Annotated in this window: 17 protein-coding genes; 6 read left to right on the forward strand and 11 right to left on the reverse strand. The window is 28.0% G+C overall.

Features of this window, described 5'->3' with window-relative positions; genetic code table 11:
• Positions 1–4: 4 nt before the first annotated feature.
• Positions 5–265, forward strand: coding sequence for a BolA/IbaG family iron-sulfur metabolism protein (locus B5L73_RS01000; protein WP_085146919.1), 261 nt, complete (start codon positions 5–7; stop codon positions 263–265).
• Here B5L73_RS01000 and aroB read toward each other — a convergent pair.
• Positions 254–1,360, reverse strand: coding sequence for a 3-dehydroquinate synthase (gene aroB / locus B5L73_RS01005; protein WP_085146921.1), 1,107 nt, complete (start codon positions 1,358–1,360; stop codon positions 254–256). The genes B5L73_RS01000 and aroB overlap by 12 nt on opposite strands.
• Positions 1,347–1,859: a shikimate kinase gene (locus B5L73_RS01010; RefSeq protein WP_085149564.1), complete on the reverse strand. Its 513-nt coding sequence runs from the start codon at positions 1,857–1,859 to the stop codon at positions 1,347–1,349. The genes aroB and B5L73_RS01010 overlap by 14 nt, the downstream gene beginning before the upstream one ends.
• Positions 1,860–1,916: 57 nt before the next feature.
• On the opposite strand from B5L73_RS01010, the gene B5L73_RS01015 reads away from it, so the two are divergent.
• The 5 genes from B5L73_RS01015 to truA are packed head-to-tail and all read left to right on the forward strand — an operon-like array spanning position 1,917 to position 6,059.
• On the forward strand, positions 1,917–2,096 hold the full coding sequence (locus B5L73_RS01015; RefSeq protein WP_085146923.1) for a hypothetical protein: 180 nt from the start codon (positions 1,917–1,919) through the stop codon (positions 2,094–2,096).
• Positions 2,071–3,843, forward strand: a complete 1,773-nt coding sequence (locus B5L73_RS01020; RefSeq protein WP_085146925.1) for a hypothetical protein — start codon at positions 2,071–2,073, stop codon at positions 3,841–3,843. Before B5L73_RS01015 ends, B5L73_RS01020 begins: the two co-directional genes overlap by 26 nt.
• 23 nt (positions 3,844–3,866) lie before the next feature.
• Positions 3,867–4,391, forward strand: coding sequence for a peptide deformylase (def, locus tag B5L73_RS01025; protein ID WP_085146927.1), 525 nt, complete (start codon positions 3,867–3,869; stop codon positions 4,389–4,391).
• A 2-nt stretch (positions 4,392–4,393) separates the two neighbouring features.
• The gene (gene fmt / locus B5L73_RS01030; protein ID WP_085146929.1) at positions 4,394–5,326 is read left to right on the forward strand and encodes a methionyl-tRNA formyltransferase; all 933 of its coding nucleotides are present in this window, start codon (positions 4,394–4,396) and stop codon (positions 5,324–5,326) included.
• Positions 5,319–6,059, forward strand: coding sequence for a tRNA pseudouridine(38-40) synthase TruA (gene truA, locus B5L73_RS01035; RefSeq protein ID WP_085146931.1), 741 nt, complete (start codon positions 5,319–5,321; stop codon positions 6,057–6,059). The genes fmt and truA overlap by 8 nt, the downstream gene beginning before the upstream one ends.
• Here truA and B5L73_RS01040 read toward each other — a convergent pair.
• Genes B5L73_RS01040 through rnpA form a run of 9 tightly spaced genes read right to left on the reverse strand, consistent with a single transcriptional unit; the run spans position 6,039 to position 13,298 of the window.
• Complete coding sequence (locus B5L73_RS01040) at positions 6,039–6,530, reverse strand: SET domain-containing protein (protein WP_085146933.1); 492 nt, start codon at positions 6,528–6,530, stop codon at positions 6,039–6,041. The genes truA and B5L73_RS01040 overlap by 21 nt on opposite strands.
• Positions 6,531–6,560: 30 nt before the next feature.
• Positions 6,561–7,484, reverse strand: a complete 924-nt coding sequence (locus B5L73_RS01045) for a histone deacetylase family protein (protein WP_085146935.1) — start codon at positions 7,482–7,484, stop codon at positions 6,561–6,563.
• Complete coding sequence (gene dapE / locus B5L73_RS01050) at positions 7,481–8,638, reverse strand: succinyl-diaminopimelate desuccinylase (protein ID WP_085146937.1); 1,158 nt, start codon at positions 8,636–8,638, stop codon at positions 7,481–7,483. The genes B5L73_RS01045 and dapE overlap by 4 nt, the downstream gene beginning before the upstream one ends.
• Before the next feature lie 2 nt (positions 8,639–8,640).
• On the reverse strand, positions 8,641–9,471 hold the full coding sequence (locus B5L73_RS01055) for a 2,3,4,5-tetrahydropyridine-2,6-dicarboxylate N-succinyltransferase (RefSeq protein ID WP_157101064.1): 831 nt from the start codon (positions 9,469–9,471) through the stop codon (positions 8,641–8,643).
• Positions 9,472–10,164, reverse strand: coding sequence for a pyrimidine 5'-nucleotidase (locus tag B5L73_RS01060; RefSeq protein ID WP_085146940.1), 693 nt, complete (start codon positions 10,162–10,164; stop codon positions 9,472–9,474). It abuts the gene before it with no gap.
• Positions 10,161–11,009, reverse strand: coding sequence for an acetylglutamate kinase (gene argB, locus B5L73_RS01065; RefSeq protein ID WP_085146942.1), 849 nt, complete (start codon positions 11,007–11,009; stop codon positions 10,161–10,163). The genes B5L73_RS01060 and argB overlap by 4 nt, the downstream gene beginning before the upstream one ends.
• A 29-nt stretch (positions 11,010–11,038) precedes the next feature.
• Positions 11,039–12,718 (reverse strand): membrane protein insertase YidC, encoded by a 1,680-nt coding sequence (yidC, locus tag B5L73_RS01070; protein WP_085146944.1) that lies wholly within the window; start codon positions 12,716–12,718, stop codon positions 11,039–11,041.
• Positions 12,718–12,957, reverse strand: a complete 240-nt coding sequence (gene yidD, locus B5L73_RS01075; RefSeq protein ID WP_085146946.1) for a membrane protein insertion efficiency factor YidD — start codon at positions 12,955–12,957, stop codon at positions 12,718–12,720. Before yidD ends, yidC begins: the two co-directional genes overlap by 1 nt.
• Positions 12,954–13,298 (reverse strand): ribonuclease P protein component, encoded by a 345-nt coding sequence (gene rnpA / locus B5L73_RS01080; protein ID WP_085146948.1) that lies wholly within the window; start codon positions 13,296–13,298, stop codon positions 12,954–12,956. Before rnpA ends, yidD begins: the two co-directional genes overlap by 4 nt.

The following is a 13,298-nucleotide window of genomic DNA, read 5'->3' on the forward strand; positions in this document are numbered from 1 at the left end:
TCAAATGAATATAGATGAATTAATCACAAACGTAAAAAAAAAAATAAAAAAAAATATTAATATCGAAAATATTTTAATTGAAGACAAAACATTTTTACATAAAAATCATCCAGGACATGAAAATAATAAATTTCATTTAAAAATAACTATCAAGTCTGATGAGCTAAAGAAATTAAATAAAATTGAAAGTAACAAAAAAATTTATAAAGTATTAGAAGTGGAATTAAAAAACCATATTCACTCTCTGCAAATTTTAATTAATTAGTCTTTTTTTTAAAAAAAGTCTTATAGTGGCATGAGAAAATTCTTTTTCAATTATTGGCCCACCAATTTTTCTAATAAGCATAAGCTTGATATTTTTTGAATTATTTTTTTTGTCCCTCATCATAAAGGATATGATCTGATTAATTTTTTTTAATGTAAAATAATTTTGAATAGAATCTGGAAAATGAGAATTATTGAGATGTTTAATCGCAGAATTAAATTCTTTATTGGTAATCAACTTTTTATTATGACTAAATTCAAATGCTGATTTCATACCTAGAATTACGGCTTCTCCATGATTTAATTTTTTAGAAAAATTTAAACTTGCCTCGTATGCATGAGCAAAAGTATGACCAAAATTTAAAATTTTTCTAAGATTTTTTTCATTCTCATCCTTTTCAACTATTGATTTTTTGACTTTACAACTTTCATAAATAGATTTTTCAATTGTTGGAGACTTAAGTTTAAGTATTTCATTAACATTTTTATCCAAAAAATTATAAAATTTTTTATTTGCAATTAATGCATGCTTTACTATTTCAGCGTAACCACAAACTATTTCTCTAAAAGGAAGACTTTTCAAAAAGTCTACATCACTGATAACAATTTTAGGTTGATAAAAACTTCCAATTAAATTCTTACCTTGAGATGTATTAATACCTGTTTTACCACCAACAGATGAGTCAACTTGTGATAGCAATGTTGTTGGGATATTTACAAACTTTAAACCTCTTTTGAATAAACTTGCGGCAAAACCTGCCACATCACCAGTAATTCCACCTCCAATAGATATTAAGCAGTCATCTCTTGAAAAATTTTTCTTAAGTAAAACATCTAAAATTTTACTAACATTTTTCTGATTTTTATTTTTCTCATTGGCATTATAAATAAATTTGTAAAGCTCATATTTTCTAAGGGAGTTTACAATTTGTTTGATATATTTATTTGGAATATTTTGATCTAAAACTAAAAAACATTTTTTAAAGCTTATAGAATTTTTTTTTAATATATGTGATAAATTAGAAATTAAATTTCTACCAATTATAATTGGATATTTCTCAGAATTAGTTTTAACTATCAGTTTAATTGGCCTCATAAATATCTATGATTTTTTTTGCGATTTGTTGTTTTGTAAAATTCTCACAATCTATTTTATATAGTGCTTTAGAATAAATAACTGAACGTTTTTTTATGATTTTTATTAGTTCATTCTTAGTGGAATTAACTGCTAATGGTCTTTTTTTGCTGTTTTTAATCCTTTTTACCAATGTATCGATATTCCAATTAAGCCAAAATGATAAGTGACTTTCTAGAATCTCATTTTTAATTGCTCTAGTTATAAACGCTCCTCCACCAAGTGCAATTACACCTATTTTATTTTTTAAAATATTAAGAGTTATCTTTTTTTCAATATCTCGAAAAGCGTCTTCTCCTTTTATTTCAAAGATTTTTGATATTTTCATTTTTTGATCATTTTCAATTAATTGATCAATATCAAAAAAATTAAGATTTAGTTTTTTTGAAACTATAGAGCCAATAGAGCTCTTTCCAGAACCCATCATTCCGATAAAAACTAAATTTTTCCTAGATTTCATAAGTTTCTTTATTGAAAAAACACAAATATGTCTTAATTTGAAATTAATTAAACCTATATGCAATTTACTAGAAAAACAAGTTATAGCAAAAGTATAATTGGATTATTGATAAAGTTATTAATAATCGCAACTGTATTTATTGGAATAGTTTTTCTTTTAAATAAATTAGACTTTCCAGCACCAAAAAAATCAATTGAAAAAATAATCCCTAATGAAAATTTTAAAATTGTTAAATAAAATTTATTTATCAATTCTGATTATCTTTTTCTTTTCAATAGCCAATTCTTTTTCACAAGATGAACCTGTAGATATATGGAATATTGATAAAGAGCAAATACAAGAAAATTCTGAAAACAAGGAATTAATTTCAATTTCAGAAAGTGAACTTGAAAATGAAAAAATCGACGTTTTTAATATGCAAACTAAAGATAGATCTGATTCAATTAAAGTTGATGAAACTCTAAATTCGAAAGAAATTAAAATAATAGGTCTCTACGATCCTGAAGATTTTGGATTAAAAATTGATATGTGGTCGAATTCTAATGGTGATCAATTAAAATACCTTTTCTCTAATTTGGCTAAAATAGACTTATCACAAGATGCTTCGGAACTTATGAATATTATTTTATTAACCAATGCTTATTATCCCAAAAAAAATATTAGTGAAAAAGATTTTTTAAAAATCAAATCAGATTGGTTGATAAAACATAATGACTTAGAGCTGATAGAGGAGTATTTAATCAAGAATGATATTTTAAATTTACACCCTAAACTAAGTAAATATCTAGTTGATAGGTATTTATCCGAGACTCAGTTTGATAAAGCTTGTAAAATCTTTTTAAATAACTCTGAGCCAATAACAGATAATTATTTATCCAAATTTAATATTTATTGTTTGATAAATAATGGAAAAAAAGATGAAGCACAATTAATTTTTGATTTAAAAAAAGAATTAGGTTTTAACGATCAGTATTTTGAAAATAAATTGAATTATCTTTTTGGGTATACAAATGAAATTGATAAAACTATTTCTGAAAAAAGTATTCTAGAGTTTCATTTGGCTCATAAAACAAATCCAGAATTTTCATTTGATCCAAAAGAAAATACTAATCCATTAGTATGGAAATATTTAGCTGCTTCAAATTTATTATACGAGACCAATGAAATTGACTTGAATGAATTAGAAAAAATTGAATTAATTGAATTTGCTACACATAACAAGAATTATCTTGAAGATGATTTATTTCAAATTTATAAAAGATTTCAGTTTACGATTGATCAATTTTTGAACGTTAAAACAGTATTCAAATCTTTAACCAATATTGAAAGTAGGGCACTTTTATACCAAAGTGTATTACTAGAATCTGACATAAATAGAAAAATAGAGTTAATGAAACTTTTAAAAGAAGTATTCATCAAGGATAAAATTGGTAATGCTTTTGAAAAAAAACTTAAAGATCTGTTACAAGATATTGAATTAGATCAAATTTCATCAAAGCATACTAGTTTTTATTTAGAGAATATTAATACTGATGAAAAAAAACAAACTAAAATAAAGTATAATGATGATCTTTTACATCAATCAAAACTTATAAAATATTTTATAGGAGATTATAATCAGACAAAAATAGAAAAAGATCTCAACAATTTTCTTAAAAAAATAAAAAAGGATAAAAAATATTCAATTTCAAAAAAGGATATCATTTTAATCGAGTCATTAAAATCAGATGGAATAAAAATTGATAAGAAGTATGACAATTTATACAAAATTCAAGACTCTGAAATGCCAACAGATATTCAAGTCATGATCAATAATAATGATTCAGCTTCAACAATTCTTAGAATTATAGAGGTTATTGGTCAAGATGAGCTAAGCACTTTAGATCAGGATACACTATTTTTTATAATTAGTGCACTTAATCAATTAGACATAGACTCTTTACGAAATAAAATTCTATTAAAAGTTCTTCCTTTAAAAGTTTAAAAATTAGTTTATTTATTTATCTAATGAGCATTAAAGATATAATTACAGTTCCTGATGAAACCTTAAAAAAAATCTCAGAACCATTAGAAAAAGTTAGCACTAACGAAAAAAAACTTATTAATGATTTATTTGATACAATGTACGCCTCGAAAGGCATCGGATTAGCTGCAGTACAAATAGGTATCCTGAAAAGAATTTTAGTAATTGACGTATCTACTAAAGACGAAAAGAGGGAGCCTCTAAGTTTCATAAATCCTGTTATTAAAAAAGTTAGTAATGAAACCTCAATTTATGAAGAGGGTTGTTTATCAATTCCAGATACATTTATAGAAATTGAAAGGCCAAAAATTTGTGAAGTGGAGTATATTGATATAAGTGGAGAAAAAAAAAATTTAAAATGTGATGGTCTTTTATCAACTTGTTTACAACATGAAATAAATCATTTAGATGGAAAATTGATAATTGACCATTTATCAAAATTAAAAAGAGATATTATCATTAAAAAAATTTCAAAAACAAAAAAAAATCCTGACAGAATATTAGTTTAAAAATGCCTAAGAAAATCATCTTTATGGGTACACCCATGTTTGCAGTCCCAATATTGAAATCTCTCTATCAAAATGGTTTTCCAATAAACTTGGTTTACACGCAACCACCTCAAAAGTCTCACCGAGGTCAGAGGATAAATAAATCACCGGTTCAAGGTATATCGGAAACTTTAAATATAGAATTCAGATCTCCACAAAACTTAAAAAACAACACAGAGGAATATGATTTTTTAAAAAAATTGGATGCTGATCTTGCAATTGTTGTAGCCTACGGACAAATAATTCCTAAAGAATTTTTAAGTTTAACAAAAAAAGGTTTTATAAATATTCATGCATCTTTACTTCCAAAATGGAGGGGTGCCGCACCCATTCAGAGAGCTATAATGAATTTAGACACAGAAACAGGGATCAGTATAATGAAGATCAATGAAGAATTAGATAGTGGACCTGTAAGTAATACTTATAAAATAAAACTTGACCAAAGTCTCAATGCAAAAGAGGTCTCAGAAAAACTTGCTCTAATAGCAGCGGATAAAATTTTAGATGTTGTAGATGAAATTTTTGAGGGTAAATCAAATTTTGTTGATCAAGATAATTCTAAAGCAACTTATGCGAAAAAAATTACTAAAAATGAAGGACAAATAGACTGGAAAAGTGATGCTTTAAAAATAATTGGAAAAATTAATGGTTTATACCCCTCCCCAGGAGCTTTTTTCAATTTTAATGGCCAAAGATATAAAATTTTAAAAGCAGAAATCGGAAACGGAACTGGTAAAAATGGTGAGGTTATTTCAGACGATCTTGAAATAGCGTGTGGAGGTGAAAAATCTATTAAAGTTTTTGAAATACAGAGAGAGGGAAAAAAGGTTCAAAAAACAGGAGAGTTTATGCTCGGATCCCAAATCAGAAAAGGCTCAATCATATCTAATGTTTAGATATCAAATATTGATTGAATATGTGGGTACCGATTTTAGAGGTTGGCAAATTCAAACAAAAGGCAAAACTATACAAGGTCTTATTCAAGAGAGAATTTCAAAATTATTAAAAGAAAAAACTATTTTGTTTGGTGCTGGAAGACTAGATAAAGGAGTACATGCGCTTGAACAATCTGCACATTTTGAGTGTAAAAAAAAAATTGAAAATTTGAATAAATTTGTCAAATCTTTAAATTTTTTTTTAAACAAGGAAATGATTACAATTATTAAAATTAAAAAAAGAAGTAAAGATTTTCACGCAAGATTTTCTGCGAGAATGAGAATATATAAATATATAATAATTAATCGTTTAAGTAGACCTGTATTAGATAAAAATAGAGGATGGCACATTATTAATAAACTCGATTTAATAACAATGAAAAAAGCTGCAAAAAAGTTAGTTGGCACAAAGGATTTTTCTACATTCAGAGCTTCTAGTTGTAGAGCCAAAAGTCCAATTAAAACTATGAAATCTGTTAAAGTAAAATCTAGAAATGATAAAATAGAAATAGAATTTCAATCTCAATCTTTTCTTCAACAGCAAGTTAGATCAATGGTTGGTTGTTTAAAATATGTAGGCGAAAAAAAATGGACTTTAAAAAAATTTAGCTTTGTTATGAACTCAAAAAAAAGGATATTGTGTGCACCGCCAGCACCACCTGAAGGACTTTATCTAGCAAGAGTTATTTATTAATTTTTTCTTGTTACTCATTGCAAACTTTTTATTTATTCTCCATCTAGACTCTGCTCTTACAATATAGCCACAGCAATTTTTTGAACCACATTTGCAAGGAAATTGTTTATAGTCTTTATCATAACCAAATCCATAATCACATGTAAACTCCTCTCCTTTTTTAATATCGCGAATTGCAGTAATCCATACTTTAAGACCTTTGCCATTATAATCACAATTATTATCGCAACTATGGTTTACAAGACCTGCGATATTCCATGAAAAATCTCCATCGAGGGTATATTTTTTATTTAATGTGAATAAGTAAATAGGTTTTTTATTATCAAACTTGGCTGACTCGTCTACCTCTTTATTTGTAATAATCTTACCAACGTAATTTATTATTTTTGTTCCCTCTTTAATATCGCGCACAGCATAAAGGCCTCGTCCTTTCTTATCAATTTTAGATCTTTTAATTCTATAAAGTTTCATGTGAGAGATTTATTATTTACTTTGTTTAAATCAATTGAATTCTACAAGTGCGTTAACATGTTCATTGGCACTTTCAGATAACGCATTTAAATCATAACCACCCTCAAGAATAGAAATAGCTTTCCCTTTAGTAAACTCGTTGGTTGCAGCTAAAGTTCTTCTGGTGATTTCGTAGAAATCTTTTGATTTTAATTTAAACTGAGCTAAAGGATCATCTTTATGTGCATCAAAACCTGCTGAGAATATAAGAAAGTCAGGTTTATAATTGATTAATCTATCTAAAACTCTATTGAATGCATTAAAGTATTCATCAGAGTTTGTGCCTGCTGGCAAAGGTATATTCAAAGAATTATCAAAGTCACCCTTATCTTTGTCCGTACCTCCTCCGGGATAAAAAGGATACTGATGTGTTGATATATATAACGAATTTTTGTTATTACGCATGACATCATAATTTCCATTTCCCCAATGCACATCAAAATCTACACATGCTACTCTTTTATATTTATAATTTTTAATCAAATAATTAGTGGCTACTCCAGCATTTGATATACAACAAAATCCCATTGCCTTATCCTTTTCCGCATGATGTCCAGGAGGTCTTGCTAAACAAAATGCGTTTTTAAACTCTTTATTTTCAATTCCATCTATCGCCCTGATTGTTGAGCCAGCAGCATCAAATACTGCTTTTTTACTGTCTGGTGATACGACAGTATCCCCATCTAAAAACTTTAGACCTTGTTGAGGAAAGGAATTATTTAAGTTACGAATATATTCTTTTGAGTGTGTCATTGCCAATACATCATCAGGCACACTACTTGGTTTTTCCCAAATCAGATCACTTCTTTTTTTTAATTTTTCTTTTATTGCAATTACTCTTTTAGGTTGTTCAGGATGGCCGTTACCAGTGTCATGTTTTTCATAAGAATCAGAATTTATAATCGCTGTATTCATTTGAAATAATTTTTTAAAATGCTTTCATAAATTTTAGTTAGATTTTTTAAATCTTTTAAAGATACTGCCTCATCAACTTTATGCATAGTTTTTCCAACTAAACCAAATTCAAGACCAGGACATATAGTTCTTATAAATCTTAAGTCTGAGGTTCCACCTGTTGTAGATAATTTTGGCTTCATTTTTGTTATTTTTTTAATGACATTTTGTATCATAAATGTTGTTTTATTAGGTTTTGTTAAAAAAGCTTCACCGGAAACTCTATACTCTATTTTAAATTTTGATTTATGTTTTTTAGTTATTTTTCTGAAAATTTTATTAAGTTTTTTTTTAAGAGAAGTTGATGAATGTTTATTGTTAAATCTTATATTAAATGTTGCTTCAGCTATTGCTGGAACAACGTTATCTGCAGTATTATTTATATTTATCCGAGTAACTTCTAAGTTTGTAGGCTGAAAATCTTTACTTCCTTTATCAAACTTAATTTCTTTTAATTCTTTTAAAATATTAACAATTATTGTTGAAGGATTATTTGCTCTAGCAGGATATGCAACATGACCTTGTTGGCCAATTATAGTTAATTTACCAGTCAAACTTCCCCTACGCCCAATTTTAATCATCTCACCTAATTTATTTGGATTAGTTGGTTCACCAACAAGACAAAAATTTATCTTCTCTTTTCTTTTTTTTAAATATTCTACAACTTTTTTGGTACCATTTATTGCATCACCCTCTTCATCTCCAGTAATTAATAGACTAATTGATCCATTAAATTTTTCATTTTTTGATAAAAAATTGCTTACAGCAGAAACAAAAGCTGCAACAGAACTTTTCATATCATTTGCACCTCTTCCAATTAAATGATTATTTTTTACAGATGGTTTAAATGGATTTATCGTCCAATCTTTTATATTACCCGGGGGAACAACATCTAGGTGACCCGCATAACAAAAATTAGGTCCTTTTCTTCCCAACCTTGCATATAAATTTTTAACTGGTTTGAAATCTTTCTCTTTAAATTCAAGTAATTTTGTTTTGAAACCAAGTTTTTTCAATTTTTTTTCTAAAAATTTCATAACCCCAGCGTCTACTGGAGTAACAGTTGGAAACCTAATTAGCTCTTTAGCTAATTTTAATTCATTAATTTTTTGCATGTTTAGTCTCTTAAAAGATCATTAATTGATGTCTTTGATCTAGTCTTTTCGTCTACTTGCTTGATTATTACTGCACAGCTTAGTGATGGAGCAGATGGATTTTTTTTATCAGGAAGAGAACCTGGTACTACAACTGAGTATGGAGGAATTTTTCCATACGTGATCTCACCAGTTGATCTATTTACAATTTTTGTAGATTGTGTAATCAGCATTCCCATGCTTAACACAGATCCTTCTCCAACAATCACTCCTTCAACCACCTCAGACATTGCTCCCAAAAATACATTATCTTCTATTATTGTGGGCAATGCTTGAGCAGGTTCTAGCACCCCCCCAACTCCTGACCCAGCAGATATGTGACAATTCTCCCCAATCTGACAACAACTACCAGCACGACTGAATGTATCCATCATTGTTTTAGCTCCGATGTAAGCACCAATGTTTACATAACATGGCATAAGAACAGCATCTTTACCTACAAATGATCCTTTTCTTACAGGTGAGTTTGGAACCATCCTAAAACCTGCTCTCTCATGGTCTTCTTTCGTCCAGCCAGCTGTTTTCCCTTTTAACAAATGTGCCTTATCATACCAACTGGAATAAGGTCCATTTAAATTTTCCATTGGATAGATTCTAAAACTCAGCATAATTGCTTTCTTTAGGTGTTGATGAGTTACCCATTCTCCATTTATTTTTTCAGCAACTCTTGATTTACCACTATCCAAGTCACTTATTACTTGATTGATTGCATCCTTTAAAGATTGATCCGAATTTGGATTCACTTGATCTTTGTTTTCCCAAGCATCATTAATAATTTTTTCTATAGACATAATTTATTGACTTTTTAATAACCTTATTTCCTTAAGAAATAAAGACAGATTTTCAATTTTATGAGAAATATAATCTTTATCAGAATCCATCTTACCAAAATGTTCATCATTAATTAACCAAACAGTTGCACATCCCCTTTCATAACCAATACTGAGGTTTTTTGCGATATCTTCTATATAAATTGTTTCTTTTGGATTCAATCCAAATTTTTTGACCATTAAATCAAAAGTTTTAGCCTCAGGTTTTGGCACATACCCAGCATCTTTAATATCAAAAACTTTATCTCTCCCAAAAAGATCATATACTCCTAAATGGGTTAAAATATTTTTAGCATGTTCGGCGCTCCCATTTGTAAAAATAAATTTTTCCATATCTAATTTTTCAAGTTCATTTCTCATAATCTTGTCCTCTTTCATAAATGAAAGATCTATTGTGTGTACATATTTTAGGAATTCTTCTGGGGGTATATCATGATGTATCATTAAACCATTTAAACTAGTATTGTATTTGTAAAAATAATCAGTCTGTAATTTTTTTGCTTCTTCCATATCTATTTTCAGTCTCTCAGATATGAACATTGTCATTCTTTGTGATACTTGGCCAAAAACTTTTTCTAAAGAGTAGTTATTGTGTTTACCGTAACAAACTCCATCTAGATCTAATAGAAGATATTTCATTTCTTTAAAATTTTTCATCTTCTAATCAAAGTCCCAGAGCCCTTGTCGGAAAAAATTTCAAATAATATAGAGTGTTGTTTTCTACCATCAATTATTCCAACTGCTGTTACTCCATTGTTCACAGCATCCAAACAAGTATTAATTTTAGGTATCATACCCTCGGTGATTGTATTATCCTCAATCATTTTCAAAATTTCTGATGAAGAGATTTCATCAATCAGTTTTTTGTCTTTATCTAAAACTCCTTCGACGTTAGTCATTAATAGCAATCTTCGAGATTTTAATGACTTCGCAATTGCACCTGCAGCTGTATCTCCATTGATATTATATGGACGATTGTCATTTCCTAAACCTAATGGTGAAATTATTGGGACTTGTTTTTTATTAAGAATTTTTTTAATCAGATTATTATCAATTTGATTAGGTATTCCTACAAATCCAAGCTCTTTAGCCTCTGGAGTTACTTTGATGATATTATTTTTTTTTGTATGAATAGAGACAGCATCAGTTCCAAATTTTTTCAAAGAGTTAACAATATCATTATTAAAATCAATTAAAACTGACTCAACGATGTTTATAATTTTTTCATCAGTCACCCTTAAGCCTCTGATAAATTTTGATTGGATATTTGATTTGTCTAGTTCCCTTTTTATTCTAGGACCTCCTCCATGAACAACTGTAAAAGAAACACCTAATTTATTTAGTATGTTTATATCTGTTATAAAATTATCAAATATTTTTCTATCTATAAAAACATTTCCTCCATATTTTATTACGATGAGATCATTTTTATATTTTTCTATGTATTTTGAAACCTCATCTATTGGTGGTCCATCTTTCGGAAGTATTTTTTCTAAATCCATTTATTTATTGTCTTATGACAATCAATTATTTAAGTGACAGTCTTAACAGTTGTTCTTTTCATAATGAACACTTGTTGGGCCATAGTTAGTATATTATTCACAGTCCAATAAATTACCAAACCGCTAGGGAAAGGCGCTAGTATTACAGTTAAAAAAAGTGGAAAGAACATAAATATTTTAGCCTGCATAGGATCAGTAGGAGCAGGATTTAATTTCTGTTGCACCCACATAGAAACTCCCATTGCAACCGGCCAAGCACCAATCATTAAAAATGATGGCACATCATAAGGTAGTAACCCAAATAGATTAAATATACTTGTAGGATCACGTTCACTTAAGTCATGAATCCATCCATAAAAAGGCATATGTCTCATTTCTATTGTCACGAATAAAACTTTATACAAAGCAAAAAAAACAGGGATTTGAACAAGAATAGGAAGACATCCTGACATTGGATTTACTTTTTCTTTTTTATATAGAGCCATCATCTCTTGTTGTAACTTCATTTTATCATTCTTATGAAGTTCTTTTAATCTTGCCATTTCTGGTGTTAGCGCTTTCATTTTTGCCATGCTCCTAAAAGAAAAATTCGCCAAAGGAAAGAAAACTAAACGTATACAAATTGTTATTGCGATAATTGCTAACCCATAATTTCCGAGTAATTTAAAGAAATAATCAATACCAAAAAATAGAGGTTTTGTTATGAAATATAAAAAGCCCCAATCAATAACTAAGTCAAACTTATCAATAGCTAAACTTTTTGCATAACCGTCAATAACATCCACTCTTTTAGCAGCAACTATTATTTGTAAATTTTCTTCAATAGAACTATTTGGACCTAATTCAAGAGGTTCAGTTGCAATAAAATTAGCCCTAAATTTATCTTTATAATCAAAGGTTGTTTTAAATTCTTTATTTTTTTGAGGTATTAATGATGTAATCCAATATTTGTCACTTATACCTAACCAACCTTTTTGAGCAGTTTTAGCAAATTTCTTTTCTTGAATATCATCATAATCTTCCTCAATTAATTCATCATCTAAAGTTGCAATTAACCCTTCATGAAGAATTAAAAAGTCAATTATGTCTGGGATCTCATTTCTTATAATTTGACCATAAGAATAAAAGTCATATTTCCCGTTTGTTTTATTAATAACTCTTTGTTTTATTGAAAATAAATATTTATCATCTAAAGAAATTTCTTTTTCAAAGGTAATTCCTTGATCATTAGTCCAAGATAATTTAATCGGAGAATTTTCAGTTAATTTTCTATTTCCTTTAATAGACCAGATAGTCTCTGATGTTGGTATATCTATATTTTTATCTGATGTTACAAATCCACTTTCAATTAAATAGCCTTCTTTAATATTTCTTGGCCCTAAAAGAGTTATTTTTTCATTACCCTCAAGTTCAACATTATAATTTTTAAAGGTTAGATCATCTATTGCTGCACCTTTTAAAGATATTGAACCAATTACATTAGGATTTTCAAAATCAACTCTCTCACTTTCAGTTAAGGCATCTTTTCTCGAAATCTCAATAAAAGTATCTTTTTGTTCTAAGCTTGGTGTATCAGTACTTTGTTCAATTTTTTCTTTCTCAACTAGACTTTGATCTGTTGATGATTTTTCAGGAACAAAAAATAATGAATATAAAACTATTACTGCCGAAGATAATGCAATAGCTGCTATTGTATTTTTTGAGTCCATTATTTTTTTACTTTCATTTCTTTTTTAATTGGATCGAATCCACTATTTCCCCAAGGATGGCAAGACAAAATTCTTTTAAAACTAAGCATAAGCCCTTTAGAGAAACCATAGGTTTTAAGAGCTTCAATACTATATTCGGAGCAGGTTGGTAGATATCTGCACGAGGGGCCAATTAAAGGACTGATTAAATATTTATAGATTTTGATAAATTTGATCAATATCTGCGTAAAAATACTCATTTTTTTATTTTATTAAATTCTTGAAACAAGGTTTCTTTTATTAATTTAAATTCATTATTTAGCATAGTTGGCTTAGCAATAACAAGATATGAATAATGCAAATTTATTGATATTTTTTTAAATGCTTCATTCATTATATTTCTTAGACGTCTTTTTATTTTATTCCTCTTCACTGCATTTCCGATTTTTTTCTTTGTTACAAATGAAATGTTCAACTTATTTTTATTTTTATCATTTAAATAACCAAAAAAAATTGTGACATATTTATTTGACACCTTTTTTTGCTGAAGTAACTTTCTAAATTCCTCGTTTTTTGAAAGAGCAAGTATTTTGCTTTTCAT

The sequence above is a fragment of the Candidatus Pelagibacter sp. RS39 genome, assembly GCF_002101315.1.
Classification (GTDB): domain Bacteria; phylum Pseudomonadota; class Alphaproteobacteria; order Pelagibacterales; family Pelagibacteraceae; genus Pelagibacter.

Excerpts from the sequence above, each read along its gene's own strand:
- dapE (WP_085146937.1), bottom strand. The coding sequence starts at position 8,638 with ATGCAAAAAATTAATGAATTAAAATTAGCTAAAGAGCTAATTAGGTTT.
- B5L73_RS01010 (WP_085149564.1), bottom strand. The coding sequence starts at position 1,859 with ATGAAATCTAGGAAAAATTTAGTTTTTATCGGAATGATGGGTTCTGGA.
- def (WP_085146927.1), top strand. The coding sequence starts at position 3,867 with ATGAGCATTAAAGATATAATTACAGTTCCTGATGAAACCTTAAAAAAA.
- truA (WP_085146931.1), top strand. The coding sequence starts at position 5,319 with ATGTTTAGATATCAAATATTGATTGAATATGTGGGTACCGATTTTAGA.
- argB (WP_085146942.1), bottom strand. The coding sequence starts at position 11,009 with ATGGATTTAGAAAAAATACTTCCGAAAGATGGACCACCAATAGATGAG.
- B5L73_RS01060 (WP_085146940.1), bottom strand. The coding sequence starts at position 10,164 with ATGAAAAATTTTAAAGAAATGAAATATCTTCTATTAGATCTAGATGGA.
- fmt (WP_085146929.1), top strand. The coding sequence starts at position 4,394 with ATGCCTAAGAAAATCATCTTTATGGGTACACCCATGTTTGCAGTCCCA.
- aroB (WP_085146921.1), bottom strand. The coding sequence starts at position 1,360 with ATGAGGCCAATTAAACTGATAGTTAAAACTAATTCTGAGAAATATCCA.
- B5L73_RS01040 (WP_085146933.1), bottom strand. The coding sequence starts at position 6,530 with ATGAAACTTTATAGAATTAAAAGATCTAAAATTGATAAGAAAGGACGA.
- B5L73_RS01020 (WP_085146925.1), top strand. The coding sequence starts at position 2,071 with ATGAAAATTTTAAAATTGTTAAATAAAATTTATTTATCAATTCTGATT.
- yidC (WP_085146944.1), bottom strand. The coding sequence starts at position 12,718 with ATGGACTCAAAAAATACAATAGCAGCTATTGCATTATCTTCGGCAGTA.
- B5L73_RS01045 (WP_085146935.1), bottom strand. The coding sequence starts at position 7,484 with ATGAATACAGCGATTATAAATTCTGATTCTTATGAAAAACATGACACT.
- rnpA (WP_085146948.1), bottom strand. The coding sequence starts at position 13,298 with ATGAAAAGCAAAATACTTGCTCTTTCAAAAAACGAGGAATTTAGAAAG.
- B5L73_RS01015 (WP_085146923.1), top strand. The coding sequence starts at position 1,917 with ATGCAATTTACTAGAAAAACAAGTTATAGCAAAAGTATAATTGGATTA.
- yidD (WP_085146946.1), bottom strand. The coding sequence starts at position 12,957 with ATGAGTATTTTTACGCAGATATTGATCAAATTTATCAAAATCTATAAA.
- B5L73_RS01000 (WP_085146919.1), top strand. The coding sequence starts at position 5 with ATGAATATAGATGAATTAATCACAAACGTAAAAAAAAAAATAAAAAAA.